Below are 26,716 nucleotides of genomic sequence, written 5' to 3' on the forward strand. Positions count from 1 at the left end.
TGGTCCTGCCATCCTGAGCGGGTGCCGAAGAAGCGAGAACGTGCCGGAGCCTTTGCCGACGTCGTGGCCGCCATGGGCCCGGCGCCCGAGGCGGAGTCCGTCGGCTCCTACGTCCCTTCGCCGTTGATGGCCCGCGGCTTCACCGACGCCGACGGCCGTCACTGGCGGCTCGCCCGCGGGCCGCTGGATCCCCGGCGGGCCAAGCGGCTGGTCGTGAGCGCCGACATGATGTCGATGGGCGACCACTACGACGACCGGGTCGGGTGGTGGCTGCCCCGCTTCCTGACGGAGGCCGAGCGCCCCGGCGCCTGGCTCGAAGCGCGGGCCCGGTTCGACGCGACGGATCCGCCCGTCCACGCGGCGTACGAGTTCACCACCGACGACGGCCTCGTCCTCCTCTACATCGCCACGGACTGCTGACCACGCCACCGCCGCCGGTCCGGGGAACGCCACCGACCGCCGGCACCCCGCCGGCACCCGCCCCTTCCGCACCCGCGCCGCCGGCCGTCAGCGGCCGTCCGCCCGGCCCGCGGCCGAGGCCAGGAAGCCGGCCACGGCCGCCGTGAACGCCTGCGGGTCGTCCAGCCACGGGTAGTGGCCCGCGCCCGGCTGGACGGTGAGGGCGGCGTCGGGGAAGAGCGCGGCCGCCCCGGCGGCGGAGACGGCGGTGGGCCACAGGTCCAGCTCGCCGGCGAGCAGCAGCACCGGGCAGGGCAGGGCGGCCAGGCGTCGGCGCAGGTCCGCCGTGTCGGGGGTGTAGTCGGCGTAGTAGTGCTCGCTGACGGTCAGCGAGCGCTGGCGGGGGTCGGCGGCGGCGTGGGCGCGGGCGGTGCCGTCCCAGCGGCCGTACATGAGGGGTTCGAAGGCGGGGCGGTGCGGGGCGGCCTCGGCGAAGCTGCGGGCGGCCTTGACCCGGCGGTAGGCGGCGACGGCCCCGGCGTGCCAGGGCTCGCCGGCGCGGGCGGCGATCACCTCCTCGGCGCCGGTGTCGGAGGGCAGGCCGACGGCGGCGAACGAGGGCGTGACCAGGGTCAGGCTGCTCAGCCGGTCGGGGTGCGCGGCGGCGTGCAGCAGGGCCAGGCTGCCGCCGGCGGAGTGGCCGAGCAGGTCGACTCGGTCCAGGCCGAGGTGGCGGCGCAGCGCCTCGACGTCGGCGACCAGGCGGTCGACCCGGTAGCCGGCCGGGTCGGCGGAGGCGGCGGAGGCGCCGGTGCCGCGGGTGTCGGGCAGCACCAGGGTGCGGTGGGCGGCGAGGCCTCCGAGGTCGCCGAGGTACTCGGCGGCGCGGCCGGGGCCGCCGGGCAGGCAGAGCAGCGGCGGGCCGTCGCCCACGGTGCGGTAGGCGAGCTCGGTCCCGTCGTGGGAGGTGAAGGTCTGCGTGGTCTGCGTGGTCTGCGGGCGCCGGGGGCGGGTGGTGGTCATGGCGGACAGCCTGCGGGGTGGCGGCGGGGCGCGGCTATCGTTCAGCCAGGGCTAAACGATCGAGGGGTGGTGCCGGCGTGGCGGTGGAGATCCGGCTGTCGGCGGCGGAGGTGGCCCGGGTGCGGTTCGCGGTGTCGCCGCTGGCCGAGACGGTGCTCGGGGTGCGGGCGGCACTCGGGGCCGGCGGGCACGACGTGCACCGGCCGTGGGTGCGCGAGGCGCGGGAGGTGCTGGCCGGGGAGTCGGAACTGGGGCTGCTGCGGGCCCTGTTGGAGGGGTGCCTGCCGTCCTTCCTGTTCCCGGTGCCGGGCGAGCGGCTGCCCGCGTTCGAGGCCGAGCTGGCCGCCGTGCGCACGGCGGAGGCGGCGTACGTGGCGGCGGAGTGCACCGCCGCGCTGGGCCCCCGGGCCCGCGGGCTGCCCGCGCCCGCGGCCCTGACGGAGCGGGTCGCCGACGCGCTGGCGCGCTGTCACGAGCGGTTGGTGGCCCCGCACTGGGGGCGGATGCGGGCGGTGCTGGAGGCGGACCTCGGCCGGCGGGCGGTGGCGCTGGTGGACGGCGGGGTGGAGGGGCTGTTCGCCCAGCTGCACGGTGACGTGGTGTGGCGGGAGGGCGAGTTGCTGGTGCACGGGCGCCGGCGCACCGGCGCGGCGTGGACGGTCGAGGCGGGCGGGCACGGCCTGGTGCTGATGCCGACCGTCTTCGGCTGGCCGGACGTGATCGTCGACCACGCCCCGCGCGCCGCCGCCTCGATCCGCTACCCCGCGGCCGGGGTGGGGCTGCTCTGGGAGCAGCCGCGGGCGTCGTCGGCCGGTCTGGCCGCCGTCCTGGGCCGCACCCGGGCGGCGCTGCTCGCCGCGCTGGGCGAGCCGCTGAGCACGCCCGCACTGGCCGACCGCCTGGGCGTCACCCCGGGAGCCGTCTCACAGCACCTGGGCGCCCTGCGCGGCGCCGGCCTGGTGGCCACCCGCCGCTGCGGCCGCACCGCCCTGCACCTGCGCACCCGCACGGGCACCCTGCTCACCGCCGGCGCGGACGGGGTGGACGGGGTGGACGGCGGCGCGGACGGGGCGGGCGCGGTGGACCGGGCGACGTAGGAGACATCCCGTGCGGGGAGGCCGTGGTCGGTGGCGGATCATCAGCGCGTCCTGATGACGACGGTGCCGCAGATCTTGTCCGCGAAGGTCTGGCCTTTCGGATCCCACATCGGCCACAGCAGGCCGAGCATCATGACGGAATCCGCGAGATGCGCGAACTGGCGGAGGATCGCGATCCGGAGACCTATCGGGGAACCGTCGCGCTCGCGGACCAGCTTGATGCCCACCAGCTTCATGCCGGTGGTCTGCCCCTCGCCCTGCTCGTGCAGGAAAGTGGCCATACCCACGATGGACATGACGACGGAGACCGCCTGGAGAGTCACCCCGACGCCGATGTCCTTCAGCAAGGTGAAGACGAAGAAATCGAGAGGGATGAGCTCGATGGCGCAGCCCAGGAGGAATGCCGCCACCCGGGATTTCCAGCTCGCGTAGACCGGCCTCATCGGGGCTGACCAGGACCGGTCCGGCGCCGGATGGCCCGGATATCCCGGATGGGGATATCCGGGGTGGGGGTACGGGTCCGGCCCGCGCCATCCGTCCGGACCATACGGGTTGTACGGGTTGTACGGGTTGTTCATGTGGCCTTCCGGATCGAATTCGGCGTGCACATGCCGGCCCGCGCGGATTCATCCGCCCGGGCCGCGTCGATTCAACCGCGGATCCGATACGCGAAGGGGCCACTCGGCCATGACGGCCACTGTTTGCCGCTTTCGATGATATGGGCGCTCCGCAACCCGCGGATTCGAAACCCCGGCCGCCTCAGACGGTCAGGCGCGCAGCAGGTCGACCACGCCGGTGAGGTCCTCGGCGCCGTTGCGGTCGTCGGCGGCCAGGCGGCGCTTCATCAGGTCGAAGTAGGGCGTCAGCAGTTCCGTGCTCACGCCCTGTTCCTGCGCGGTGTGCAGGAAGGTGGGCACGCCCGCGACCTGCATCGCCAGGTTGGAGACGACGCCCTTGGTGTAGTCGCCGGCCGTCAGTTGCCGCGCCGTGGCCGTGACCGAGCCGGTCATCGCGGTGAGCCAGGAGGAGAGCAGCGGCGCGAGCTCCAGTGGGTCCACGGACTCGCCCCGCACCAGCGCGAAGGCGTGCGCGACACCGGCGAACATGCCGTACATCGCGCTGAGCAGTGCCACGTCGTGCAGTGCGGCGAAGCCGGCGTCCTCGCCGACGTACCGGGTGCCGGCCGGGGCGGCGAGGGCCGCCCGGTGCTCCTCGAAGAGTGCGCGCGAACCGCTGTAGAAGACGTACGGGCCGGCCGCCGGGACGCCGATCATCGGCGGGACGGCCATGATGCCGCCGTCGAGGTAGCGGGCGCCGCGCGCGGTCACCGCGGCGGCGCGGGCCCGGGCCGTGCCCGGGGTGCCGGTGACCAGGTTGACGACGTCCCTGCCGGTCAGGTCGGCCCCGGCCAGGGCCTCCTCGACCGAGGCGTCGTCCAGGAGGCAGACCACCACCAGCCGGTTGGCGGCGACCGCGGCGGCCGCGGTCGCGGCGACGGTGGCGCCCTTCGCGGCGAGCGGTTCGGTGCGGGCGGCGGTCCGGTTCCAGACGGTGAGCGGGTGCCCGGCGGCCAGCCAGGCCTCGGCCAGCGCGGTGCCCATCGCACCGAGGCCGAGCAGTGTGAGGGGGGTGGGGGAGGCGGGGCGGTCGCGGTCGCCGGCGTGGTCCGACGGGGTGTCAGTCATGGTGTGCGTCATGCCGTTCAGGCTCGCCGCGGCTCCCCCGGATGATCAAGTACGCACTTCGGAGTGGGTGGTTACCCTGAGGTGAGCGAGCAGGTCGGGCGATGGACGGGGTGGGCGGGGATGACGGCGGGGACGACGACCGGGGCGAGGCCCGGCGCGCACGTGTGCGGGATCGATGCCGCGATGGAGGTGATCGGCGGCAAGTGGAAGGTGCTGATCCTCTGGGCGCTCGCCGAACGGCCGTGCCTGCGCTTCGGCGAGCTGCGCCGCAACGTCCCGGGCATCACCGAGAAGGTGCTCGCCGCCCACCTGCGCGAGCTGGAGGCGGACGGCATCGTGCACCGCGAGTCGTACGACGAGGTGCCGCCGCGGGTCGAGTACGCGCTCACGCCGGCCGGGCTGCGGCTCAACGAGGCGCTGGCCCCGCTGGGCGCCTGGGGCCGGCGGCACGTGCTGGGCGACGGCGGCTAGCCGCCGTCCGGCGGGCTCTGCCGGGTGCACGCCCGGACGGGCGCGGCGCCGGGGTGCCCGGCACCGCGCGTCGGTCCGTCGGGCGGGGGTCAGGCCCCGGTGGGCTCCGTGGCCGTCCGCCGGGCGCGGTCCTGCCGGTAGGCCTGGGCCCGGGCGAGGTAGTCGCGGTGCTCCTGCTCGTGGTCCGGCGGCAGGTGCGGGGTGTCGGTGGTGGCGAAGAAGTCCCGCAGGGCCTGGTTCGAGCTCACGGCCAGGTCCGCGGTGCGGGCGAACATGTCCGCCTCGTAGCGGGCGAGTTCCGCGTCGAGGCCGGTCGCCGCGTCGAGGCCGGCGGCCGGGTCGGGGCCGGTCAGTGCGCGGCTGACGGCGTGGGCGAGTTCGGCGCCGTCCAGCATCGCCAGGTTGGCCCCGTGGCCGCCGAACGGCGCCATCAGGTGGGCGGCGTCGCCGATCAGGGTGACGCCGGGGACGTGTTCCCAGGTGAGCGGGGCGGGCAGGGCCTGGAAGGAGCGCGGCACGTAGTCGCCGTCGTTGCGGACGATCAGCGTGCGCAGGGCCTCCGACCAGTGGCCGAACTCCCGCGTCAGGTGGGAGCGGATGCTCTCCCGGTCGGCGAGGTCGACGCCGGCGCCGACGTGCCAGTCCGGTGCGGCGCGGAAGGCGAGGTAGCCGCGGACCACGCCGTCGCCGTTGCGCTGCAGGATCACCGCGCGGCCGTCGCCGTCGTTGGCGAACAGGTGGCCGTCGCCGACGAGTGCGGCGATCCCGGGGTGGCGGGAGTCGACCTCGTCGTAGCGGGCGTCCAGGAAGCAGACGCCCAGGTGCTGCGGCACGGCGTCGCTGACCAGGGGGCGCACCTTCGACCAGGCCCCGTCGGCGCCGATCAGCAGGTCGGCCTGCGCGCTGGTGCCGTCGGCGAAGTCCAGGCGGTGCCGGCCGTGGCCGAGCGGGGTCACCCGCTGCAGGCGGTGGCCCCAGTGGACGGTGCCGGGTCGCAGGTGGTCGGCGAGCAGGCGGCGCAGCCGGCCGCGGTCGATCTCGGGTGCGGCCTCGTCGCCGGGGGCCGGGGTGAACTCGGCGAGGACGGTGCCGTGGTGGTCGCGGCGGGTCTTGGCCTGGCCCTCGGGGCGGGCCTGCGCGGTGAAGGCGTCGAGCAGGCCGGCGTCCTCGAGGGCGATCTGTCCGGAGTCGGCGTGCAGGTCGAGCGTGCCGCCGGCGTCGCGGGAGTCCACGGCGTCGTCGGCGTCGTGGACGGTGACGTCGATGCCGTGGCCCTGCAGGACGCGGGCGCAGGTCAGGCCGGCGGGCCCGCCGCCGACGATGTGGATCCGGGGTGTGCTGTTCGTCATCGGGGCCTTCCCTCGGGTGGCGCGGAGCGCGAACGGGTCGCGAACGGGTGCGGCGGCACCCTTGTGGGTGCAACCGCTAAAAAAGCGTAACAGCTAAACTTTCTTACCCGATCCATGAACGCGGTAGGGTGAGCGGGTGACCGAGATGGGGCGCCGAGAGCGCAAGAAGGCAGCCACCCGCCAGGCCCTCGCCGACGCGGCGCTGCGGCTGTTCACCGAGCGGGGCTACGAGGAGGTCGGGGTGCGCGAGATCGCCGACGCCGCCGACGTCTCGGTGACGACGCTCTTCAAGCACTTCCCCGACGGCAAGGAGGCGTTGGTCTTCGACCAGGACGAGGACCGCGAGGCGGCCCTGGTCGCGGCGGTCCGCGAGCGCCCCGCCGGGCAGTCCGTGCCGCGGGCCCTGCACCGGCTGCTGCTGGGCGCGCACTCCCGCCGGGTCCACACCGACCCGCGGTTCGACGACTTCCTGCGCCTGATCGACACCACCCCGGCGCTGCGCGAGTACGCCCGCCGGATGTGGCTGCGGCACGAGCAGGCCCTGGCCGCCGCGATCGCCGAGGACGCCGGACTGGCCGCCGACGACCCGGGCTGCCGGGCCCTGGCCCACTTCGCCCTGGAGGCGCCCGCCCTCGTCCGCGGGTCCCACGACCCCGACACCGCCCTCGACCGGGTCTTCGACCTGCTCGACCACGGCTGGACGGGCACCGGCCCCGGCTGACCCGGTCCGCCCTGCGTCGACCCCACCGGCCCGGGGCACCTGACGGGGCGCCACGGGCCAGACCCTAGGGTGGGGCGGGTGAGCGTTCATGTGGTTGTCGGATACGGGCCCGCCGGGGCCGCCACCGCCCGTCTGCTGGCCGAGCAGGGGAACACCGTGCGGGTGGTGACCCGCAGCGGGGGCCGGGGCACGGCGTCGGTGCCCGGGGTGGAGCACGTCGCGCTGGACGCCGCCGAGCCCGCGGCGCTGGCCCGGGCCGCGGGCGGGGCGGTGGCGATCCACGGGTGCGCGGCGCCGCCGCTGGCGCAGTGGGCCGAGCGGTGGCCGGCGCTGGTGGACTCGCTGTGCGCGGCCGCCGAGTCCTCCGGGGCGGTGCTCGTCCTGCTCGGCAACCTGTACGGCTACGGGCCGGCGGCGGGCCCGATGACCGAGGACCTGCCCCTGGCGGCGACCGGCCCCAAGGGGCGGGCGCGGGCGGCGGGATGGGAACGGGCGCGGGCACTGCACGAGGCCGGGCGGATCCGGGCGGTGGAGGTGCGGGCCTCGGACTTCTTCGGCCCCGGCGTCACCGACGGCGGCCACCTGGCCTCCCGGGTGGTGCCCGGCCTGCTCAAGGGCCGCTCGATCGCCGTCCTCGGCGACCCGGACGCCCCGCACAGCTGGACCTACCTGCCGGACGTGGCACGGGCGATGGCCGAGATCGCCGGCGAGGAACGGGCCTGGGGGCGGGCCTGGCACGTGCCGACGGCCCCCGCCCTGCCGGTGCGCACGATGGTGGAGCGCCTCGCCGCGCAGGCCGGCACCGGCCCGGTCGCGGTGCGCCGCTTCTCCCCCGCGCTGCTGGGCGTGGCGGGCCTGTTCTCCCCGCTGCTGCGTGAACTGCGCGAGGTCCGCTACCAGTTCGACCGCCCGTTCGTCCTGGACACCTCCGCCTACGAGGCCGCCTTCACCGTGCGCGCCACTCCGCTGGAGGAGCAGGTCGCGGCCACGGTGCACTGGTGGCGCGAGCGGACCGCGGGGCGCTGAGCAAGCGGCGGGGCGGCGGGCGCGGGCACGCCCGGCGGCACGGCGGCGGGCGCGGCGGCACGGCCGGGGCCGGGCGGCGGGGACCGGCGGCTCAGTGCTTGAGCGCGTCGGCACCGCGGTAGCCGTCGGGCACGCCGTGGGCGAGGACGACGTCGGCGACCATGTGCCGGGTGCGCAGCGGCAGGATCTCCCGGTAGGCGGGCGAGTCGTACCAGGCGCGCAGGCGGTCGTGGTCGGGGAACTCGATGAGGATGAGGTGGCGCCCCCAGCTGCCCTCGACGGCCTCGAAGCGGTCGCCGTGGATGAGGAAACGGCCGCCGAAGGGGTCCAGGGTGGCGTCGATGCGCTGCAGGTACTCGACGATGTCGGGGCCGAACTCGACCGAGTGGACCTGGGCGATCGCGTAGGCGGTCATCGTTGTTCTCCCTGGTGGGGTGCGGTGGTTGACGTCCCCGACGGTAGTGGGCACCGCGGCGGGGGCGAATCCGTCGCGTATCGGCAGGGGGGTGCGTGGCCGCGGTTCCGGTCCGTGCACCCCCGGCCCGGGCGCGTGGCGGTGCCCCCGGTCCGCGGGTGTGCGGACCGGGGGCGCCGCGGGCGCCGTCGGGCGGGTTCAGCCGCGGAAGGCGTCGGTGCCGGCGGGGGTGCCGAGGCCGGTGGGCCCGTCGTAGCCCTTGCCGGCGGTGCAGAAGTAGGCGGGGCTGCAGGTGCCGTTGTTGCCGGTGGTGACGTCGTTGAGGGCGCCGGGGTGGGCGTAGGGGAAGGAGGCGGGGTTGGAGCCGGTGCTGGGGGTGCCGGCGTCGGCGTAGACGCCGGCGATGATCGGGGTGGCGGCGCTGGTGCCGCCGTAGGTGTTCCAGCCGCTCTTCTGGTAGCTGTCGTAGACGGCCGCGCCGTGGCCGGGGTCGGCGGAGGCGGAGACGTCGGTGGCCATCCGCCGGGTGCAGCCGGTGTCCTTCTGCCAGGCCGGTTTGGGCTCGTAGCCGGAGCAGCCGGAGCCGGTGCCCTCGCCGGCCTTGGTGTTCCAGACGCTCTCGTTCCAGCCGCGGGCGTTGTCCGCCCTCACCAGGGAGGTGCCGCCGACGGAGGTGGCGTAGGGGGAGCTGGAGGGGTAGCCGACGCCCCAGGAGTAGTCCCAGTCGCCGCTGCCGGCGACCATGGCGACGCCGGGGTGGTCGTAGTAGTTCTTGTCGTACGTGGAGTCGTCGGCGGACTCCTTGAAGATGTAGCTGTTGGAGACGAACCTCGCGCCGAGCCTGACGGCCTGGTTGACGGCCGCACCGATGTCGGAGATCTTCGCGCTGGCGGCCTCGACGAAGACGATCTTCGCGTTGGGGGCGACGGCGGACACCAGGTCGAGGTCCAGGGAGTCCTCGGCGCCCTGGTTGGCACTGGCCGGGGAGGGCAGCGGGCTCGCCTGGCCGTTCTGGGCGACCTTGCGGAAGCAGCCGTTGTCGGTGGTGCAGGCGGGCAGGCCGTACTGCTTGCGGTAGACGGCGAGGTCGCTCTCGGCCTTGGGGTCGTCGTAGGCGTCGATGACGGCGATGGTCTGGCCGGTGCCGCCGTCGGCGGGCAGGTGGTAGGCGGACCGGAGGTCGGCGGGGCCGTAGCCGGCGGGGGCGGCGGCCTGGGTGCCGAGGCGGGGGGCGGCCCCGGCGGGGGTGTCGACCTCCAGGACGTCGCAGCCGGCCGTGGTCTCGGTGGGGGCCGCGCACAGCTGGTGCCAGGGCCGCTGGCGGGCGGTGGCCGCGGCCCCGGCGTGGGCGGCCGGGGCGAGGGTGGCGGCGGCCAGGGCGGCGGCCAGCGTGAGGGTGACGGCGGACGGAACGGGTCGGGCGAGGATCTGACGTATCGTCATGAACGGCTCCTTGCAGGGGTGTCGGCGGTCGTCAGGAGTGCTTCCAGGTGTCGGTGAAGGAGTCGCCGCCGCTGGCGAGCGGGCCGGCGGTGGCCTCCGTGACGCCGTTGCGGGCCATCGTCACGGTGGTGGCGGAGGCGGCGGCGAGGGTGCGTCCGTCGATGGCGGCGCGGGTGAAGGTGACGCTGCCGAAGTCGGCGAGCGGGGTGCGGGAGCCGTTGCGGTTGGGGGCCTCGGCGATCACCTCGGCGCTGCCGTTGGTGGCCCCGCCGTAGCGGGCGAAGGACTTGGTCTCCGTCCAGCCGAGGGTCTCGTCGGTGAGTTTCGCGGTGTAGGTGTCGTGGCCGTGGTCGTAGACGACGGAGGCGGTCATGGTGTCGCCGGGGCGCACGGCGTCGCGGTAGGGGGACTCCGGGTCCGGGTAGTTCTCCCACCAGGCGAAGTAGCGGGGCGTGCCGTTGACGGTGGCGCACTCGGCCTGGGTGCCGGTCTGCTCGACGGTCCTGGTGCCCTGCCCGTCGAGGCCGACCCAGATCGAGACCGCGCCGGCCACGGAGCAGGTGATCCTCGGCTGGGTCCAGGTGGCGGAGACGGACTGGTACGTCGAACCGGTGGCCGCGTAGCCGGACCAGTTCCCGGAGGTGAGGCCGGCGGCAGCGCGCGGGGCCGCCGTGGAGACCCCGGAGAAGGAGGCGAGGGCGGGGGTGGTGGCGGTCGGCAGCGCGCACAGCAGCAGGGCGGCACCACCGCCGGCGAAGGAGCGCAGGCGGGAGCGGGCGGCGGAGGGCGTGAACGGGTGTGGAGGCACGAAGGGCTCCTGACGGGGGGAGTGGGATGGTCCCGCCGGCCCGGCGCCCGGCCGGGCCGGACCGGCGGGGGTCCGGGGAAGGCAGCCGCCCGACGGGCCCCGAGGGGCGGGGGCGGTGCGGGACGAGAGTGTTCTCCGGTGCCGGTGAGGTGGTCAACGGCCTTCCCGCTCAGGCTTCTTGACAGTTGACGCCGGAGCGGGTCCGGACCCGCGAAGCTGCGGCGACGCACCGCCCCCGGCCGGGCCGGCGGGCAATTCTGTGGATTCGCCAGTCGACGCCCGCCGCGGCACGCCACCCGGCCGGACCCAGCTGAGGAATCCACAGTTTTGGCCGCCGGCCACCGCCCGCGAACCGGCCCCCGCCCCGGGGTCACGGGCCCGGGACGTCCACACAGTTGGGCCGCCGTTGACAGCTCTCCACCCCGGCCCCCCGGCGATCTTGACGCACCGTCGGGGCCGCGGGACCGTCGACCACCATCAGCGGCTCACCACCCCCGCCCCGTCCGGCCGCCCACCCCCACCCCGCTCTCGACCCCATCCTGGAGACAGGCATGCCCTTCGCCACCGCCCGCTCCCGCACCGTCAGTTCCCGCACCGCCGGTTCACCCGGCGCCCGTTCCCGCACCGCGCTGGTCCTGGCCGCCGCCCTGGCCGGCGCGACCGGCGCCACCGCCCTGACCGCCGGCACCGCCGCCTCGGCCACCGCCCTCCCCTCCCCCGACCACGTCGTGGTGGTGATGCTGGAGAACCACGCCTACGGGCAGATCATCGGCAGCTCCAGCGCGCCCTTCCTGAACTCCCTGGCCACCGGCGGCGCCCTGCTCAAGGCCTCCTACGGCATCACCCACCCCAGCCAGCCGAACTACTTCGCGGTGTTCTCCGGCAGCACCCAGGGCATCACCGACGACTCCTGCTACTCCCCCGGCTTCAGCAAGGCCGCGAACCTGGCCGGCGAGCTGAGCGCGGCCGGCAAGAGCTGGGGCAGCTACAGCGAGTCGCTGCCCAGCCAGGGCTCCACCACCTGCAGCAGCGGCGACTACGCCCGCAAGCACGCCCCCTGGGTGGGCTTCGGCAACGTCCCCACCTCCACCGCGCACACCTTCGCGCAGTTCCCCACCGACTACGGCAAGCTGCCCACGGTCTCCTTCGTCATCCCGAACCTCTGCAGCGACATGCACAACTGCTCGGTGGGCACCGGCGACACCTGGTTGAAGGACAAGCTCGGCGGCTACGCCTCCTGGGCGAAGACCCACAACAGCCTGCTGGTCGTCACCTACGACGAGGACGACCGCAACAGCGGCAACCACATCCCCACCCTGATCTACGGACAGCCCGCCAAGGCGGGCGCCACCAGCAGCACCTCCTACAACCACTACGACCTGCTGCACACCCTGGAGGACCTGGCCGGCACCGGCGCGCACGCCGGCAAGTCCTCCTCCGCCCACGACATCACCGGCATCTGGAACTGACCGTGTACCTCGCGGACAGCCGCCACGCCCCGGCGTCCGACGACGCCGCCCCGGCCCCGCGGCCGGGGCGGCCCGCCCGGATCGCCGCCACCGTGCTGGCCCTCGGCACGGTCAGCCTCGTCACGGACGTCTCCTCCGAGATGGTCACCGCCGTCCTGCCGCTCTACCTGGTCACCGCCCTGCACGTGTCCCCGCTCGGGTTCGGCGTGCTGGACGGCGTCTACAACGGCGCGACCGTCGTCGTCCGCCTGCTCGGCGGGCTGCTCGCCGACCGCCCGCCGCACGGAGCGGGGCCGCACGGAGCAGGACCGGACGGAACGGGGGCCCAGGGATGGGGGCGGCACAAGGCCGTCGCGGCCGCCGGGTACGGCCTGTCGGCACTGTGCAAACCGGCGCTGCTGCTGGCCCGCACCACCCCCGTGCTCGGCCTGGTCCTGGCCGTCGACCGGGTCGGCAAGGGGCTGCGCACCGCACCGCGCGACGCACTGATCTCACTGGCCACCCCGCCCGAGCGACGCGCCCGCGCCTTCGGCGTGCACCGGGCGATGGACACCGCCGGCGCCCTGGCCGGGCCGCTGCTCGCCTTCCTCGTCCTGCGGGCCGCGCCCGGGGGCTACCACGCCGTGTTCACCGTCAGCGCCTGCGTGGCGGCCCTGGGCGTGCTCGTCCTCGTCCTGTTCGTGCCCCGCCACCCGGCCGGCACGGCGCCCCTCACCGCCGTGCTGCCCGCCGGCCGGCCCGTCGCCGGACTGCTGCGCCTGCCCGGCCTGCGCCGGGTCACCCTGTGCGCCGCGCTGCTCGGGCTCGCCACCCTCAGCGACTCCTTCGTCTACCTGCTGGCGCAGCGCCGCCTGGACCTGCCCACCGGCTGGTTCCCGCTGCTGCCGCTCGGCACGGCCGCGGTCTACCTGCTGCTGGCGGTGCCGCTGGGCGCGGCCGGCGACCGGTTCGGCCGGCGACGGGTCTTCGTGCTCGGGCACCTGGCACTGCTCGGCGGGTACGCCGTCCTGCTGCTGCGCCCGGCCGGCGGGGCGGCACCCGCCTGCGCGGTGCTCGCCCTGCACGGCCTGTTCTACGCGGCCACCGACGGGATGCTCGCGGCCGCGACGGCCTCGGCGGTGCACGCGGCGCAGCGGGGGGCCGGTCTGGCGCTGGTCGGTACGGGCCAGGCGGCGGGGCGGTTCGGCTGCTCGCTGGCGGTGGGTGTGCTGTGGGCGCGCTGGGGCGACGGTGCGGCACTGGCGGTGGTGGCGGGTGCGCTGGTCGGGGCGGTGGTGCTCGCGGCGCGGGTGCTGGGTCCGGGCGGTGGCGCGGAGCCGGCGGGCGACGGTGCCCCGGCCGACGGGTGTGACGGTGCTCCGGCCGACGGGCGGGGGCGGGTGTGAGCGCCGGGCGCAGGCTGTTGGTCCTGCTGGTCGCGGTGGCGTTGCTGGCGGGGGCCGGCACCCTGGCCGTGCTGCACGCCGCGGAGCGGGCCCGGGGCGGGCGGACGTCCGGGGTGCCGGCGGTGTCCGGGCCGGTGTCGCTCGGCGCCGGGGCGGGCGGTCCGCGTCTGGTGTTCCGCACCATGACCTGGGGTGCGCAGCGCGACCGGCTGGCCGCCGTCCCGCTGGCGCGCCCGGACGCCGTGCGCACCGTGGCCGACGGGCCGTCCTGTCTGCGCTTCCACGCGGCGGCCGGTACCGGGATCTGCCTGCAGGCGGTGCCGGGGCTGGTCCAGGACGGGTACCGCGCCGTCGTGCTGGACGCGGCGCTGCACGAGGTGCGGCACTACGACCTGGCCGGGATCCCGACCCGGGCCCGGGTCTCGCCCTCGGGGCGCCTGGTGGCCTGGACGGTGTTCCTGAGCGGTGACTCCTATGCGGGCACCTCCTTCTCCACCCGCACCTCGGTGCTGGACACCCGGACGTGGACGCTGCAGGAGAACCTGGAGGACGACGCGCTCACCGTCGACGGCGCGCCGTACCGTGCCCCCGACGTCAACGTGTGGGGCGTGACCTTCGCCGACGACGACCGGTTCTACGCCACCGTGGCCACCGGGGGCCGCACCTACCTCGCCGCGGGCGGGGTGGCCGGGCGCACCCTGACCACGCTGCACGGCGACGTGGAGTGCCCGTCGCTGTCCCCCGACGGGACGCGGGTCGCGTACAAGAAGCGGGTGCCGGGGCTGCCGGAGGACGCGCCCTGGCGGCTGTACGTGCTGGACCTGCGGACCATGGCGGAGAGCGCGACCGCGGAACAGCGCGACGTCGACGACCAGGCGCTGTGGCTGGACGACGGCACGCTGGCGTACGCGCTGCCCGGGGACGACGGCACCGACCTGTGGAGCGTGCCGGCCGACGGCTCCGGTGCGCCCGCGCTGCTGGTGCGGGCCGCGCTGGCGGCCGCCGTGGTGCGCTGACGCTTCGTCAGATCGCTTCCCCGGGTTGGTCGTTCCACTCCCAGGTCAGTCCGTAGATCCCGGGGCTGACGTCCGGGAAGGCGGCGCAGGCGTGGCCGGCCGGCGAGACCGGGACCTCCTCGACGGCCTGCGGCGGCGCGTCGTGGTGCGGGCGCCAGGCCGCGGTGCAGCCCGCCGGGAGCGCGGCGGGGTCGAAGCAGGCCCGCAGCACCAGTCCGCGGCCGGGGAAGCGCACCATCCGCTGGTAGTGGGTGGCGACCTCGGTCGACGGATAGGCGTAGCTGTACTCGACGACCGTCGTCTGCCCTGGCTGCAACGGCAGGTCGAACAGCAATTCTGCTGCGGCGACGCCGAGTTCGCGGTCGATGCGGCGCCGGCCGAGCCGGCAGGCGACCAGTCCGGACAGGCCGAGATCGGCGCCGGCGGACATCTCGGGCTTGGCCTGGGTCAGCAGGATCAGCCGGTCCGCTCCGGTGGCCAGGGCGCGCACGACCTGGAGCACGTCGACGCGCCGCTCCTCGCGGTGGGCGCCGATGTGCACGTCGACCCGGGTGTGCAGGCTCTCCACCCGGGCGTTGGTGCGCGGGTCGAGTCCGGCCAGGACGCCTTCGACGGCCTGGTCGCCGAAGGTCCTGGCGTAGTCGAGCGAGCCGGGGATGTGGTCGACCCAGCGCCCGCGCGGGCGGCGCGGGCCGAGCAGCACGACGAGTTCGTCGCGGTGCAGCCCCAGCACGTCCTCCAGGACGCGCACCGCCGCCAGCGAGTCGGGCCGCTCGGGTCTGCTGCGGCCGCGCTGCCAGTAGCTGAGGCTGGAGACGCTGACCTGCAGGCCGCGGCGGGTGAGCCGGCGCTGGATGCCCTCCAGGCTCAGCCCGCTGTCGCGGATGGCCGTGCGCAGGGCGAGGTCGAACGGGCCCGAGCGCAGCGCCTGGGCGAGGTCGGCGCTGCGGGCGGCGGAGGCCTGGTGGGGTGGTGAACTCGTCACGCTGCACTCGCTCTCACAGGGACCGCACCGGGGCGGCGGTCGTCCCGACGGCGTGGAATCTACCCGCCGCGCGGGCGGTCGCCCAGCCCCCGCGCAGGTCGGCCGGGCCGTCAGGCCGCGCCGTCCCCACCGAACCGCAGACCGCTCCCGGGGTCGGGCGCGGCCTGCGGATGTCATCAACAGGACTACTGAACAAAGAATATGACGATGAGTCAGATCTGTCCCGGAGCGGGCGGCAGCCGGAAGCCGACCTCGGCGCCGCCGCCCGGGGCCTGCGCGGCGAAGACCTCGCCGCCGTCGGCGGTGACGAGGTCGTGGACGATGGCCAGGCCGAGCCCGGAGCCGGGCGTCGACTGGGTGCCGGCCGCGCGGTGGAAGCGTTCGAAGACGGCCTGCCGGTCGGCGGGGGCGATGCCGGGCCCGCCGTCGCGCACCGCGAGCCGGCCGCCGGTGACGAGGATCTCCACCGGTGTCCCGGCCGGGCTGAACTTGACCGCGTTGCCGACCAGGTTGTCCACGCAGCGCAGCACCGCGCGCGGCCGGGCCAGCACCGGCACCGGGCCCTCGGCGGTCACCGTGATCTCCCGTCCGGTGCGGCGGCGGAAGCGGGCCGCGCTGTCCTGCGCCGCGGCCGGCAGGTCGACCGCCTCCGTGTCCTCCCCGGTCTGCCGGTCGGTGGCCAGTTCGACGAGTTCGCGGACGAGTTCGTCCAGGGCGACGGTCTCGGTGACCAGCGTCGCCAGGATCTGCTCCTCGTCCTTCGGGTCGAGCCGTCCGCGGGCGCGCTGCAGCAGTTCGGCGCAGCCGCGCACCGAGGTCAGCGGGGTGCGCAGCTCGTGGCTGGCGTCCTGGACGAGGCGCTGCTGCTGTTCGCGGGAGCGGCGCAGCGCGCCGACCATCGCCTCGAAGGCGCGGGTGAGGCGCCCGACCTCGTCGCGTCCGGCGGCGGGCAGCGGGACGGCCAGGTCGCGGGTGGTGGTGATGTGCTCGGCGGCGTGGGCCAGGCGCCGCACCGGGCGCAGGATCCGGCCGAGGACCAGCCAGCTGAGCAGCGCCGACACCATGGCGGCGGCGGTGCTGGTCCAGGCGATCCGCGACAGGAACGCGTCGTCGACCTGTTCGGCCCCGGCGTAGGTCTGGCCGACCATCACCGCTCCCCCGCCGCCCGGGCGGGCCTTGGTGAGCACGCCGTAGGGGGTGCCGGCGACGGTGGCGTCCTCCTGGTGGGCGCCCTGCCCGGTGCGGGCCACCTCCAGCGCCCGGGGCGAGACCGGCAGGGCCGGGCGCGGGGGCGCGGGCGGTTCGGTCGTCCCGGCGGGCGCGGCGAGCGGCTGGACGGTGCCGTCGGGCAGGAGCAGCTGCTCGACGGTGTCGGGCCGGGCGGCCGGGCGGCGGTCGGTGTCCAGGGCCGCGATCACGGTGTCGGCCCGGTCGTCGAGGCCGCGGTCGAGCTGTTCGGCGACGAGGTCGCTGACGCCGCGGTAGGCGGAGGTGACGGGCACGGCGATCGCCAGCAGCACCGCGGCGATCACGAGGAGGCCGATCCTGGTGCGCAGCATCAGGCGGACCGCGCGGTGTAGCCGACGTTGCGGACGGTGTGGAGCAGCCGGGGCCGGCCGCCCTCCTCGGTCTTGCGGCGCAGGTAGCCGATGTAGACGTCCAGGGAGCGCGAGTCGGTGTCGAAGTCGAAGCCCCAGATGCGCTCGTATATCTGGTGGCGGGTCAGCACGGTGCCCTGGTTGCGCAGGAGCAGTTCGAGCAGGTCGAACTCGGTCTTGGTGAGGTCGAGCGGACGCGTTGCGCGGTGGGCCCGGCGGGCGGCGGCGTCCAGGGTGAGGTCGTCGAGGGCCAGCAGGGTCTGGTCCTCCCCGCCGGGCGGGGTGGTGCGGCGCAGCAGGGCGCGGATGCGGGCGAGGAGTTCCTCGGTGGCGAAGGGCTTGGCGAGGTAGTCGTCCGCGCCGGCGTCGAGTCCGGCGACGCGGTCGCCGAGCTGGTGGCGGGCGGTGAGGACCAGGACGGGCAGGCGGTCGCCGCGCCGGCGCAGCATCCGGCACAGGGCGAGGCCGTCGAGGCGGGGCATGACCACGTCCACCACCGCGAGGTCGGGGCGCCGGTGCTCCAGGAGTTCGAGGGCCTCCTGCCCGTCGGCGGTGGTGAGCACCCGGTAGCCCTCGAAGCGCAGGAGGTGGTCGAGGGTGTTGCGGACGCCGGGGTCGTCCTCGACGACCAGGACGGTGCGTCCGACCGCGGTGTGATCTGTCATGGTGTCATCTTCGCTGGTGGTGGGCGTGGTCGTGCCGGGCGGGGGGGGGGGAGGGAGGGAGGGGCGGCTGGGTGTCCGGTGGGCCGGCCGGGGCTCAGCGGGTGGTCGCGGTGACCGCGATCGGGGGCACCGCGGCCAGGCAGGAGGTGTCGCCGGGCTCGCCGGTGCGGATGAAGTGCGTGGAGACGCCCAGCGCGCAGCCGGTGGAGTCCATCTCCGGGACGTGGCCGGTGTTGGGCACGGAGACGAAGGTGCTGCGGTGGAACTGGGCCGCGGCCAGGCGGGAGTTGGCCTCGGGGGTGTTGGTGTCGAGGTCGCCGGACAGGACCAGCACGGGGACGTCCGGCAGGTCGAGGTCGACGTCCTGGGGCTGGGCGGTGCCCCGGCGCGGCCAGGTCAGGCAGGAGTCGGCGCCGTCGGTCTGGCCCTCGGTGTAGCCCTTGGCGCTGAACGCGCCGAAGTCGGCCGGGTCCGCGGCGGCCAGGGCGCGCTGGTACTGGCGGCGGCGCTGCGGCAGCGGGGCGTCGTGGTCCCAGGCGCGGACGTAGTCGTTGCAGGTGACGGCCAGGTAGGAGGCCTGGTCCTCGGCGGTGGCGTGCTCGGCCTCCGCCCGCACCAGCGCGGTGAGCGGCCCGTCGTCGCCGGCGGCGGCCCGGTGCAGGGCCGCGGGCATCTCGCCGAGCAGGGTCGGGGCGCCCGGGTCGATGCCGATGCCGCGACTGGCCGGCTCGTAGAGCAGGTCGGCGAGCTTGTCCTCGCTGAACGTGTGACTGCGGCGGGCACCGGCCGCGGTGACGTCCACGGTGATCGGGCGGGTGCGCAGCCGGGCGGCGACGGTGGCGAGGTCGCGCACGGCGGTGTCCGGGTCGCAGGAGCCGCTGCGCTCGCAGATCCGGCGCAGTGTGACCGAGATCTGCTGGGCGCCGGGGCGGGCCAGCGGGTCGAAGGCGAGCGGGTAGGCGCCGGAGAGCACCATCGACTCCACGCGCTGCGGGTGGCGGTCGGCGTAGACCGGCATCAGGTAGGTGCCGTACGACAGGCCGTACAGGACCAGCTTGGGGGCGCCCAGGCGGGCGCGGGCGGCGTCGAGGTCATCGGCGGTGGCGGCGCTGGTGTAGCCGCGGGCCCGCGGGCCCAGCTGCTCGGCGCAGCGGGCGACGGCCTCGTGCTGGCCGGCGCGCGGGGCGAACTTGAAGTCGGCGTCGGTGACGCCGCAGGGCACCCGCCCGGAGAAGCCGGTGCCGCGCGGGTCCAGCAGGAGCAGGTCGTGGTCGTCGAGGACGCCCTCCAGGGCCTGGGCGAGCTGCTCGGTGCGGCTGATGGCGGTCTCGCCGGGGCCGCCCGGATTGAGGGCGATGGTGCCCCTGGCCGGGCCGGGGCGGGTGTGGCGGACCACCGCGTAGGCGACGTCGACGGTGCCCAGGCGCGGCTCGCCGTCCACCCAGGGGCGGCGCATGGTGGTGCAGTCGACGCGGTGGCCGGGGGCGGTGGGGCACCAGGCGGGCTCGGCGGAGCCGCCCGTCGGGGCCGCGGCCGCGGTGGGCGCGCCGGCCGGCGGGAGCACCGCGGCCAGGACGGCGAGCGCGCCGGCGGCCAGGGCGGTGCGGGTCGTGGTCTTCGGGGCCTTCGCGGTCTTCGTGGTGTACGTCGTCATCGGTGTGCCTTCCGGATGTCCTGCGGTCGGTGCCGCCGGTGCGGTCGGTGTCGTGCTGTTCGGTGCGGGGACGACACTGCACGGCGCGGGTCAGCCGTTCGGCAGAGCGACGGCAAAGGCGTGTAAGAAGATCGGCGCCACCCGGAGCGGGGCTCGACGGGCGGCTCTCTGCTAGCATCCGCGCAGCTCAGACGGATGATCAGCAGGGGCGGGACGGAACATGCAGGGCACGACGGAATCCCCCGGTCGCAGACGGACCTTCGCCGTCGTCGCGGGGGCGTGTGCGGTGGGCGCGGCCGGCGTCGGCGCGCTGCTGCTGGCCGGTGCGGGCGGGGGCGCGGCGGCCGGTCCGGCGGGCGGCCCGAGCCCGGCGGCCTCGGCGAGCGTCACCTCGGGCGCATCGCCCAGCGCCTCGATATCCGCGTCCGGCGAGGCGACCGCGTCCGGTGCGCCTGCGTCGCCGGCCGATCAGGCCTCCTCCCCCACCGTCACCGCGGAAGCCGGCACGGACGCCACCGCCGACGCCACCGCCGATGCCGGGGCGCAGCCCGCCGCGCAGCCGTCCGCCGCCCGGCCCAAGGCCCCCGCCGCCAAGCCGGCCCAGGCCACGACGCCGCCGGCCCCGGCCAGGCCCAAGGCCCCGGCCGCCACGCAGCCCGCCGCCGAAGCACCGGCCCCGCCCGCGCCGCCGGCCGCGAAGCCGTCCCCCGACTGGACCGTGCCGCCGCGCCCGCCGATGCCCACCCTCCCGGTGCTGCCCGTCCCCGCGACCGCCGCGCACTGCCCGCCGCTGCAGATCATGACCTGGGACGGGCAGTGCCACGCGCTCGGCGGCCCGGTGATCACGATCCCGCCGGTGCAGCCGACCGGCTGAGCCGGGCCACGGGCCGGCCCGAACGCGTCGGCCCGGCTCAGAACGTGAGGTCGGCCGGCCAGTCCAGGCACTCCTCGGACAGCTCCCCGTCGAGGTAGTGCCGCGCGTGCTCGCGCATCCGCCCGCCGTACACCGGGTCGGCGGCCAGTGCGGAGTAGCCCTCGCCGTCGGCCCCGCGCGCCAACAGGCCCGCGGTGTCGGCGAGGTAGACGTCCAGGCCCGGGTACATCAGCTCGATGCAGGGCAGGTCGTCCACGTCGAGCACGAACACCGGGTACTCGCCGTGCGCGTCGGGCGTGCCGGTGGCCAGCACCCGGCGCGAGTCGGAGCCGCCGGGCAGCAGGAAGCACTCGTCGAAGCGCTCCGAGAGCGCCGCGAAGAACGCGCCCCAGCCCTCGCCGAACTCCTCGACGGCCAACTCGCCGAGCGGACGCGGCGCGAAGACCGGCGCACCGTCCCCGTCCTCGTCCTGCTCCTCGAACCACCCGAAGCGCCGCAGCAGCCCGGTGTCGAACGCCAGCCACCGGCGCAGGCTCGGCGGCAGCGGCCGCCCGCTCGGGAACACCGCCGCCTCCAGCACCCCGGCGGCCAACGGCTGCGCCTCCCCCTCCACCCAGGCACCGGCGAACCGGTCGTAGTCCAGGACGGCGCGCTGCGGATCGGCCCGGACGGCGGCGACGACGCGTTCGGTCAGCGCGGCACCGTGCTCGGCGGCAGGGGTCGGCAGCGGGTTCGAGGGCGGGGTCGGCGGGTTCATCGGACTCTCCGGAGCTGCGACGGCGGGCACGTTGGAGCCCAACGTAGGCCCCGCCTCCGACACTTGCCCCACCCACCCGGCCCGGCACACGACGTGACGGCCGGCGGAAGTGATCAGCACCTCTGTTCGCGAATGATGATGGCGAGCGCCCGGCGGACGGTCCGTCCGCCGGGCGCTCGCCATCCACCCCACACGGGCGGACCGGCCCACGCGCGAGCCCAGGCTACGAACAGGGGGTCGGTGGCGGCGTGACCTGGCAGATCACGACGAGTTCGAGGCGGGGGACGACGTAGTGGGCGACGAGACCGCCTGCGACGTCGAGGTAGCGCATCGGCTCGCCGCTGCCTTGGTAGGTGGTGCCGTCCAGGTAGAACGCTGCAGCGGCGCGGACGAGTTCGGCAGCCCGTTGCTCGACGGCGGCAAGGAATTCAGCGGGAGCGCCAGCGGTGACGTGCTGCTCGCTGGGGAGGTACTCCCAGCTCCAGGTCATGCGGTCACCGCCGCGTAGGCCGCGCGGTAGACCTCGGCGACGGTGGTGGCATGCTCGCGACACTCGTGGACGGTGCCGGCGTGGTTGGCCAGGTAGTTCGCCCGGTGGTAGGCCTGAGCGGTGGCCGGGTACCGCTCGATCTCCACCACGGCGGCCCAGTGTGTGACGAACGAGCGGATCGGCTGGACGCTCCCGGCCTCGATGGCCTCGGCCATCGCTCTCGTCTGCCCGTCGATCATTTCCGGGAGCCGGTCCGGAGCGACGACGGCCAGCGCGGCCTTGAGCGCGGCCGGACTCTGCTCGGGTCGGGGGATCAGCTCGACTCCATCGTGCACCGGCTGACTCATTGCGGCACTCCTCTCCTCCGGAGCGAGACTACCCGGCAACAACCCCATGGTGGGCGCCCGCACCACGGCCGGTCTGCCAGCGGGTACACGGAGGTGGCCCGTCGCGGCAGGAAATCATCACGTCCACGTCCTCCCAGGTGTCTGCACCGTCCAGACTGGGTGGTCCGCCTGCCACAGCCTTGGTGCGCTTCAGGTGCGAGTCCGGTTCGTTTGCGCCAAGGCGTCGACCGCTGACGGCAAGCTGTTGCCCGCGGCCGCTCCGCCGCCGTCCGTGCCTTCACCGTCTCGCCGCAGCCGCGTGGTCGCTCACAGGGCACCGAGCCGGCGCAGGACCGCGGACGCGGAGGTGCCGGGGGCGGTGCCGGCCTGGACGGCCGCATGAATCCGGTCGACCTCCCCAGGCACGGAGCGCGGCACCGGTACTGGCGGTGCCCGGGCGGGGCCGGGGCCTACACGGTGAAGCGCAAGGCGATCGTCGCTCTCCCCGGCGGGTCGATGGCCGGCGGTGGGCGAACATGTCGTGTTCCGTGCAACTTCGGGGTGGTTTCGTGGCTGCTCGATCCCCGGTCGAGGGGCTCGCGTCGCCGTTGCGCCCCGGCGGCGACGCTCTTCATGGGCCGCGATCACCCCGGCGGCTCGACACCGGACACCTCGACCGAAGGATTCCCCATGCAGATCGGCAGGAAGCTCCTCACCCTCACCGCCACCGCCGGCCTCGCCCTGGCCGGCGTGGCCGTGGCGGCACCGGCGAACGCCATCGGCGGGGTGGGCTGCCCGACGAACGGGCTCACGGTCACCACCAGCGGCAACGGCAACTACTGTGCCGCGGGCTCCATCGGCTACAAGAACACCAGCAGCCTGTTCGGGATAGGCCAGATCGACCACGTCATCTACGAGTCGACCCAGTGGAACTGGGCCGCCTTCTACAACTCCAGCGGCGTCATCAAGCTGAAGCCCGGTCAGTCCACCGGCTACCTCGGCGGCGTGATCACCTACGCGCTGGAGATCGACAACCCGAACTGGACGTGATCCCCGGCCCCACCGGTCCGTGAATCCGGCACCCGCCACCGACCCGCGGTCGCCCGTGGCGGGTGCCGCTCCGCCGCGCCCGCTCCCGGAGGACGGAAAGATGAAGCGCTCCACGACCTCGGCCCTGACGCTCCTCCTGCTGACGGCCCTCGCGGGCTGCGGAACGGGCGGCACGGGCGCCACGGGCGGCACCCGCCCGGCGCCCCCGCAGCTGGGCGACATCCCCACCATCACCGGCGTCGCCCAGGTGGTGCGCCCGATCGACGCCTACCTCCCCACCGCGGCGCAGAGCCGCACGGTGGAACGGGCCGCCTACCTGACGAGTGCCCGCTGCCTGCGGCGGCTGGGCATCACGGAGCCCCCCGGCCCGGACCCGGCCCGGGCCGAACCCGCCGACGGGGACGTCCGCTCCCGGCTCTACGGCTACTTCGCGCCCGACCGCGTCGCCACCACCGGCTACGACGCCGTCGTGGCCACGGGCACCGGGCAGCCCGCCTCCCCCGCCACCGTGCAGGTGCTCACCGGGCGGGACGCGACCGGCACCCCGGTCGCGGACTTCCAGGGCCGGGCCGTCCCCAGGGGCGGCTGCCTCCAGGAGGGCCTGGACGCCGTCGGCGGAGCGGTGTTCCTGACCTCCGACCCCTCCGCCCTGCCCGGCGGCGGCCCGCAGGAGCCCCTGACGGACCCTCGCGTCGTGGCCGCCGACCGGCAGTGGAGCAGCTGCATGAAGGACCGCGGCTTCGCCTACGCCACCCCGGCGGACGCCTACATGGACCCGCGCTGGCGCAGCGGCCGGACGCAGGGCGCCGCAGCGCCCGCCGACCACACCCCGGCCGAGCTCGCCACCGCGGCCGCCGACGACGCCTGCAAGCGGTCCACCAACTTCATGGGGATCGCGGTCGCCGTCCAGGCCGCCTACGACCGGCAGTACATCGCGGCGCACCCGCAGGAGCTGGCGGCGTTCGCGCAGGGCGTCAGCCGGCACGTCGCCGACGCGCAGAAGCTCGTCGCGCAGGGCGCGGCCGGGTAGCGACGGCCCGGGCGGCGAAGGGCCCGAGGCGACTCGCTCCGGCGCGGGGTCCGCCGGTGGGTCCAGGCCTTCGGACGCGTCAGCCAGGCCGCCGACCGTCCGGTACCGGCCGGCTCGCGGACCGGAACGACGGCCCTCGTCCGTCCGGTCCGAGGCCGCCGACGACAGGCTCGAGGAAGCTGCCGGCGGGCTCGACGAAGTCGCCGGCCGGCTGCCCGCGGGTCTCCGATTCCGGTCACCGGTGCGACGGTTCGTCCATCAGCCGCGCGGTGCTGCGGGCGAAGGCGCACAGCTGCTCCACCGCGGGCAGGCAGGCCTGCGGGTCGGGTGTCCCGGTCCCGCGTTCGGCGGCCCGGGCGGCACACCACTGGTGCCACAGGCCGCCCGGCGCGAGGAACCTGAGCGCGTCGTCGCGCCCCGACTCCCCGTCCAGGTGGAGCAGCGCCACCATGGCGAACAGCTGGTCGTAGTACAGGTCGGGCCTGCGCAGGTACCGCTCCAGGTAGGCGACCAGCAGGGCTGCGTCGGCCTCGGTGGCGAAGACCGCGAGGGCCGTGCAGTAGGAGGCACCGACGTAGGGCCCCTCGCTGGCGAGCAGGAGTTCGCCGATCCGCTCGCGGTACTCCGTCCGGCCGGAGACGACGATCAGCCAGGTCGCGACCTTGCGGTCGCGCCAGCCGCCCTCCAGCAGGACGTCGAGGACGCGGGGGGTGACCTCACCCGCCGCCCGGGCGAGTTGCTGCGCCGTCCGGTCCCGCTCGGCGTCGTCCCGGCGGAACAGGGAAGGGCCGAGCCGCAACTGCCACCGCCCGGGCACGGCGTAGCGCTTGAGGAAGTCTCGCGTCTCGGGGTCGTCGAAGGTGTCGCGCATGCCCGTATCCTCCCGGGCCGGCCGGCCCTCCACCAGGGGTTTTACCGGCGGAGCGCGGGATCCGACGCCTGCGGACGTGTCCGTCCGCCGCCGTGGGTCACCGGGCGGCGGACGAGGCAGCGGGCGAGGCGGCGGGGGAAGCCGCGGACGAGGCAGCGGGCGAGGCAGCGGCCGTTGCGGCGAACGGCCCGTCCAGGGCGGCCCACTGCAGGAGCAGGACGGTCTTGCCGTCGGTGATGCGTCCGTCGCGGACCATGGCGAGGGCCTCGGTGAAGGGCAGTTCGAGGACCTCGATGTCCTCGCCGTCCGCCTCGAGTCCGCCGCCGTCCCCGGTGCGGTCGGCCGGGGTGTAGGGGGCGGCGTAGAAGTGCAGGCGCTCGGTGACGGAGCCGGGGCTCATGTAGGCGTCGAGGACGTGGGTGAGCGGTCCGAGCGTGACACCGAGTTCCTCGGCGGCCTCGCGCCGGATGGCGGCGAGCGGGTCGTCTCCGTCGAGGAGCCCGGCCGCGGCCTCGACGAGCATGCCGTCCGGGTGGTCGTTGACGTAGGCGGGGTAGCGGAACTGGCGGGTGAGCAGGACGCGGCCGCGTTCGACGTCGTGGGGCAGGACGACCGCGCCGTTGCCCCGGTCGTAGGTCTCGCGCTGCTGGGTGACCCAACGTCCGTCACGGCGGCGGTAGTCGAAGGTGGTGCGGCGCAGGACGTGCCAGCCCCGGGAGGTGAGCTCCACGTCGCGGACCAGGACGCCGGGGTTGCGGTGCAGGTCGCGGCCGGCCTCGTCGAGACCGGTGCGGCCGCGGTGGTCGGGGGTGTCGATACCGGGGCGGGGGTTCACGCGTTCTCCTGCGGGGTGCGGCGCGGGAGTTCGGCTACGTCGTGGAAGACGGGCAGGCCGCGGCGACGGGCGGTGGCGACGTCCTGGTCGGCTCCGGCGGAGTCGCCGGGGAGCCGGAGCACGGCGTCGCAGTGGGCGAGCAGGCGCTCGGCGGTCGGATAGAGGACCTGGTCGGCGAGGGGGTCGGTGGGGCCCGCGCCGGCCGAGCGCAGCACGGGCAGGGCGATCCACTCCCCGATCACCGGGACGTGTCCGGCGGCGAACACCGGCCAGGCGGCGGCTTCGAGGCGGGCGAGGTTGGCGGCCATGGCCTGCGGATCGCCGTCGGTACCGGAGCGGTAGGGGCCGGCGATGAGGACGAGCAGGGGCTGGTCGGTCGTGGGCTGGTCGGCCATCGGCTGGTCGGTCGCCATCGGCTGGTCGGTCATGGCGCGCTACGATACACGCAGAAACGTGCAAGAACAGGAGAGAACGCGGATGCTGGCTGCCGAGAGGCGTGACCACCTGCTGGGACTGCTCGCCCGGGAGGGCAAGATCGTCGCCAAGGAGGTGGCCGCCGACCTGGGGATCTCCGAGGACAGCGTGCGCCGCGACCTGCGCGACCTCGCCGCCGAAGGGCTGTGCCAGCGGGTCTACGGCGGCGCGCTGCCCGCCTCCCCCGCCGTCGCCGACTACGCCGCCCGCCAGAGCGTCACCCCGGACGGCAAGCGGCGGGTCGCCGCGGTCGCCGCCGCACTGGTGCGGCCGGGCGGCGCCGTGATCCTGGACGGCGGCACCACCGCCCTCGCCGTCGTCCACGCCCTCCCGCCGGACCTGGACTGCACCGTGATCACCCACAGCCCCACGATCGCGGCCGCCCTGCTCGACCACCCCCGCGCCGAGGTCTTCCTCCTCGGCGGCCGCCTCTTCAAGCACTCCGCGGTCACCTGCGGCGCCGCCGCGGCCGAGGCCGCCCTGAACGTGTCCGCCGACCTGTTCCTGCTCGGCGTCACCGGCGTCCACCCCGAGGCCGGACTGACCACCGGCGACGCCGAGGAGGCCGCGATGAAGCGCGCCCTGGCCGCCCGCGCCGCGGACACCTACGTCCTCGCCTCGTCCGAGAAGATCGGCGCCGCCTCCCGCTTCCGCGTCCTGCCCTGGGAGGACGTCAGCGGCCTGATCACCGACGCCGACCCCCACCACCCGGTCCTCGACCGGCTCGCCGCGCAGGGCGTGGAGATCCTGGCCGCGGACTGACGGCTGGCGGGCCGGCGGGCTGCACAGGGATCGGCGCC

29 protein-coding genes are annotated in these 26,716 nt (G+C 75.4%); 12 read left to right on the forward strand and 17 right to left on the reverse strand.

Translation table 11 applies throughout. The features are described from left to right. The first annotated feature begins 21 nt into the window (after nucleotides 1–21). Complete coding sequence (locus ACFYUY_RS21790; protein WP_387902599.1) at nucleotides 22–420, forward strand: hypothetical protein; 399 nt, start codon at nucleotides 22–24, stop codon at nucleotides 418–420. 87 nt (nucleotides 421–507) lie between these two features. Here ACFYUY_RS21790 and ACFYUY_RS21795 read toward each other — a convergent pair whose 3' ends face one another. Continuing rightward, the gene (locus ACFYUY_RS21795; RefSeq protein WP_387902602.1) at nucleotides 508–1,422 is read right to left on the reverse strand and encodes an alpha/beta fold hydrolase; all 915 of its coding nucleotides are present in this window, start codon (nucleotides 1,420–1,422) and stop codon (nucleotides 508–510) included. A gap of 77 nt (nucleotides 1,423–1,499) precedes the next feature. On the opposite strand from ACFYUY_RS21795, the gene ACFYUY_RS21800 reads away from it, so the two are divergent. Continuing rightward, nucleotides 1,500–2,519, forward strand: a complete 1,020-nt coding sequence (locus tag ACFYUY_RS21800) for a DUF5937 family protein (RefSeq protein ID WP_387902604.1) — start codon at nucleotides 1,500–1,502, stop codon at nucleotides 2,517–2,519. Nucleotides 2,520–2,560: 41 nt separating this feature from the next. Here ACFYUY_RS21800 and ACFYUY_RS21805 read toward each other — a convergent pair whose 3' ends face one another. Together ACFYUY_RS21805 and ACFYUY_RS21810 are read right to left on the reverse strand one after the other, a co-directional pair. Beyond that, complete coding sequence (locus tag ACFYUY_RS21805; RefSeq protein ID WP_387902607.1) at nucleotides 2,561–3,097, reverse strand: RDD family protein; 537 nt, start codon at nucleotides 3,095–3,097, stop codon at nucleotides 2,561–2,563. A 189-nt stretch (nucleotides 3,098–3,286) separates the two neighbouring features. Beyond that, nucleotides 3,287–4,204: an NAD(P)-dependent oxidoreductase gene (locus tag ACFYUY_RS21810; protein WP_387902783.1), complete on the reverse strand. Its 918-nt coding sequence runs from the start codon at nucleotides 4,202–4,204 to the stop codon at nucleotides 3,287–3,289. A gap of 120 nt (nucleotides 4,205–4,324) precedes the next feature. On the opposite strand from ACFYUY_RS21810, the gene ACFYUY_RS21815 reads away from it, so the two are divergent. Continuing rightward, on the forward strand, nucleotides 4,325–4,675 hold the full coding sequence (locus tag ACFYUY_RS21815; RefSeq protein ID WP_360210630.1) for a helix-turn-helix domain-containing protein: 351 nt from the start codon (nucleotides 4,325–4,327) through the stop codon (nucleotides 4,673–4,675). A gap of 89 nt (nucleotides 4,676–4,764) precedes the next feature. On the opposite strand, the gene ACFYUY_RS21820 is transcribed toward ACFYUY_RS21815, so the two are convergent. Continuing rightward, entirely contained in the window at nucleotides 4,765–6,024 is a 1,260-nt protein-coding gene (locus ACFYUY_RS21820) for an FAD-dependent oxidoreductase (RefSeq protein ID WP_387902610.1), read from the reverse strand. Between the two features lie 145 nt (nucleotides 6,025–6,169). Between ACFYUY_RS21820 and ACFYUY_RS21825 the strand changes: the two genes are divergently transcribed. Continuing rightward, entirely contained in the window at nucleotides 6,170–6,745 is a 576-nt protein-coding gene (locus ACFYUY_RS21825; protein WP_387902786.1) for a TetR/AcrR family transcriptional regulator, read from the forward strand. 78 nt (nucleotides 6,746–6,823) lie between these two features. Continuing rightward, entirely contained in the window at nucleotides 6,824–7,771 is a 948-nt protein-coding gene (locus ACFYUY_RS21830; RefSeq protein ID WP_360210572.1) for an NAD-dependent epimerase/dehydratase family protein, read from the forward strand. A gap of 91 nt (nucleotides 7,772–7,862) precedes the next feature. On the opposite strand, the gene ACFYUY_RS21835 is transcribed toward ACFYUY_RS21830, so the two are convergent. The 3 genes from ACFYUY_RS21835 to ACFYUY_RS21845 form a co-directional block, all read right to left on the reverse strand. Further along, nucleotides 7,863–8,186, reverse strand: a complete 324-nt coding sequence (locus tag ACFYUY_RS21835; RefSeq protein WP_360210574.1) for a DUF1330 domain-containing protein — start codon at nucleotides 8,184–8,186, stop codon at nucleotides 7,863–7,865. A 198-nt stretch (nucleotides 8,187–8,384) separates the two neighbouring features. After that, nucleotides 8,385–9,629, reverse strand: a complete 1,245-nt coding sequence (locus ACFYUY_RS21840; RefSeq protein WP_387902613.1) for a S8 family serine peptidase — start codon at nucleotides 9,627–9,629, stop codon at nucleotides 8,385–8,387. Between the two features lie 31 nt (nucleotides 9,630–9,660). Further along, complete coding sequence (locus ACFYUY_RS21845) at nucleotides 9,661–10,437, reverse strand: G1 family glutamic endopeptidase (protein ID WP_387902616.1); 777 nt, start codon at nucleotides 10,435–10,437, stop codon at nucleotides 9,661–9,663. 551 nt (nucleotides 10,438–10,988) lie between these two features. Between ACFYUY_RS21845 and ACFYUY_RS21850 the strand changes: the two genes are divergently transcribed. Genes ACFYUY_RS21850 through ACFYUY_RS21860 form a run of 3 tightly spaced genes read left to right on the forward strand, consistent with a single transcriptional unit; the run spans nucleotide 10,989 to nucleotide 14,307 of the window. Then, the gene (locus ACFYUY_RS21850) at nucleotides 10,989–11,906 is read left to right on the forward strand and encodes an alkaline phosphatase family protein (protein ID WP_360210580.1); all 918 of its coding nucleotides are present in this window, start codon (nucleotides 10,989–10,991) and stop codon (nucleotides 11,904–11,906) included. 2 nt (nucleotides 11,907–11,908) lie between these two features. Then, nucleotides 11,909–13,291 (forward strand): MFS transporter, encoded by a 1,383-nt coding sequence (locus ACFYUY_RS21855; protein ID WP_387902620.1) that lies wholly within the window; start codon nucleotides 11,909–11,911, stop codon nucleotides 13,289–13,291. Next, nucleotides 13,288–14,307 carry a TolB-like translocation protein gene (locus tag ACFYUY_RS21860; RefSeq protein ID WP_360210584.1) on the forward strand — a complete coding sequence of 340 codons (1,020 nt, stop codon included), beginning with the start codon at nucleotides 13,288–13,290 and terminating at the stop codon, nucleotides 14,305–14,307. Before ACFYUY_RS21855 ends, ACFYUY_RS21860 begins: the two co-directional genes overlap by 4 nt. Nucleotides 14,308–14,314: 7 nt before the next feature. On the opposite strand, the gene ACFYUY_RS21865 is transcribed toward ACFYUY_RS21860, so the two are convergent. From ACFYUY_RS21865 to ACFYUY_RS21880, 4 genes are all read right to left on the reverse strand, one after another. After that, complete coding sequence (locus ACFYUY_RS21865; RefSeq protein ID WP_360210586.1) at nucleotides 14,315–15,292, reverse strand: hypothetical protein; 978 nt, start codon at nucleotides 15,290–15,292, stop codon at nucleotides 14,315–14,317. Between the two features lie 212 nt (nucleotides 15,293–15,504). After that, nucleotides 15,505–16,851 carry an ATP-binding protein gene (locus ACFYUY_RS21870; RefSeq protein WP_387902624.1) on the reverse strand — a complete coding sequence of 449 codons (1,347 nt, stop codon included), beginning with the start codon at nucleotides 16,849–16,851 and terminating at the stop codon, nucleotides 15,505–15,507. Next, nucleotides 16,851–17,555 (reverse strand): response regulator transcription factor, encoded by a 705-nt coding sequence (locus ACFYUY_RS21875; protein WP_360210590.1) that lies wholly within the window; start codon nucleotides 17,553–17,555, stop codon nucleotides 16,851–16,853. Before ACFYUY_RS21875 ends, ACFYUY_RS21870 begins: the two co-directional genes overlap by 1 nt. Nucleotides 17,556–17,649: 94 nt before the next feature. After that, complete coding sequence (locus ACFYUY_RS21880) at nucleotides 17,650–19,209, reverse strand: alpha/beta fold hydrolase (RefSeq protein ID WP_387902627.1); 1,560 nt, start codon at nucleotides 19,207–19,209, stop codon at nucleotides 17,650–17,652. A 220-nt stretch (nucleotides 19,210–19,429) separates the two neighbouring features. Here ACFYUY_RS21880 and ACFYUY_RS21885 point away from each other — a divergent pair, with 220 nt between their 5' ends. Beyond that, the gene (locus ACFYUY_RS21885; protein WP_387902629.1) at nucleotides 19,430–20,083 is read left to right on the forward strand and encodes a hypothetical protein; all 654 of its coding nucleotides are present in this window, start codon (nucleotides 19,430–19,432) and stop codon (nucleotides 20,081–20,083) included. 37 nt (nucleotides 20,084–20,120) lie between these two features. On the opposite strand, the gene ACFYUY_RS21890 is transcribed toward ACFYUY_RS21885, so the two are convergent. The 3 genes from ACFYUY_RS21890 to ACFYUY_RS21900 all read right to left on the reverse strand — a co-directional run bounded on the left by ACFYUY_RS21890 (nucleotide 20,121) and on the right by ACFYUY_RS21900 (nucleotide 21,677). Then, the gene (locus tag ACFYUY_RS21890) at nucleotides 20,121–20,840 is read right to left on the reverse strand and encodes a hypothetical protein (protein WP_360210596.1); all 720 of its coding nucleotides are present in this window, start codon (nucleotides 20,838–20,840) and stop codon (nucleotides 20,121–20,123) included. Between the two features lie 223 nt (nucleotides 20,841–21,063). Beyond that, the gene (locus ACFYUY_RS21895) at nucleotides 21,064–21,330 is read right to left on the reverse strand and encodes a hypothetical protein (protein WP_360210598.1); all 267 of its coding nucleotides are present in this window, start codon (nucleotides 21,328–21,330) and stop codon (nucleotides 21,064–21,066) included. After that, nucleotides 21,327–21,677, reverse strand: a complete 351-nt coding sequence (locus ACFYUY_RS21900; protein ID WP_387902634.1) for a hypothetical protein — start codon at nucleotides 21,675–21,677, stop codon at nucleotides 21,327–21,329. Before ACFYUY_RS21900 ends, ACFYUY_RS21895 begins: the two co-directional genes overlap by 4 nt. A 669-nt stretch (nucleotides 21,678–22,346) precedes the next feature. Between ACFYUY_RS21900 and ACFYUY_RS21905 the strand changes: the two genes are divergently transcribed. Beyond that, nucleotides 22,347–22,706, forward strand: coding sequence for a hypothetical protein (locus ACFYUY_RS21905; RefSeq protein WP_360210602.1), 360 nt, complete (start codon nucleotides 22,347–22,349; stop codon nucleotides 22,704–22,706). A 100-nt stretch (nucleotides 22,707–22,806) separates the two neighbouring features. Next, entirely contained in the window at nucleotides 22,807–23,736 is a 930-nt protein-coding gene (locus ACFYUY_RS21910) for a hypothetical protein (RefSeq protein ID WP_387902637.1), read from the forward strand. A gap of 235 nt (nucleotides 23,737–23,971) precedes the next feature. On the opposite strand, the gene ACFYUY_RS21915 is transcribed toward ACFYUY_RS21910, so the two are convergent. The 3 genes from ACFYUY_RS21915 to ACFYUY_RS21925 all read right to left on the reverse strand — a co-directional run bounded on the left by ACFYUY_RS21915 (nucleotide 23,972) and on the right by ACFYUY_RS21925 (nucleotide 25,837). Then, nucleotides 23,972–24,607: a DUF6000 family protein gene (locus ACFYUY_RS21915; RefSeq protein WP_360210606.1), complete on the reverse strand. Its 636-nt coding sequence runs from the start codon at nucleotides 24,605–24,607 to the stop codon at nucleotides 23,972–23,974. A gap of 97 nt (nucleotides 24,608–24,704) precedes the next feature. Then, the gene (locus ACFYUY_RS21920) at nucleotides 24,705–25,442 is read right to left on the reverse strand and encodes an NUDIX domain-containing protein (protein WP_360210608.1); all 738 of its coding nucleotides are present in this window, start codon (nucleotides 25,440–25,442) and stop codon (nucleotides 24,705–24,707) included. Then, nucleotides 25,439–25,837 (reverse strand): DUF4406 domain-containing protein, encoded by a 399-nt coding sequence (locus ACFYUY_RS21925; protein WP_387902788.1) that lies wholly within the window; start codon nucleotides 25,835–25,837, stop codon nucleotides 25,439–25,441. Before ACFYUY_RS21925 ends, ACFYUY_RS21920 begins: the two co-directional genes overlap by 4 nt. A gap of 82 nt (nucleotides 25,838–25,919) precedes the next feature. On the opposite strand from ACFYUY_RS21925, the gene ACFYUY_RS21930 reads away from it, so the two are divergent. After that, the gene (locus ACFYUY_RS21930) at nucleotides 25,920–26,678 is read left to right on the forward strand and encodes a DeoR/GlpR family DNA-binding transcription regulator (protein WP_360210610.1); all 759 of its coding nucleotides are present in this window, start codon (nucleotides 25,920–25,922) and stop codon (nucleotides 26,676–26,678) included. Nucleotides 26,679–26,716 lie beyond the last annotated feature (38 nt).

The sequence above is a fragment of the Kitasatospora sp. NPDC004745 genome (assembly GCF_042873275.1).
Taxonomy (GTDB): domain Bacteria; phylum Actinomycetota; class Actinomycetes; order Streptomycetales; family Streptomycetaceae; genus Kitasatospora.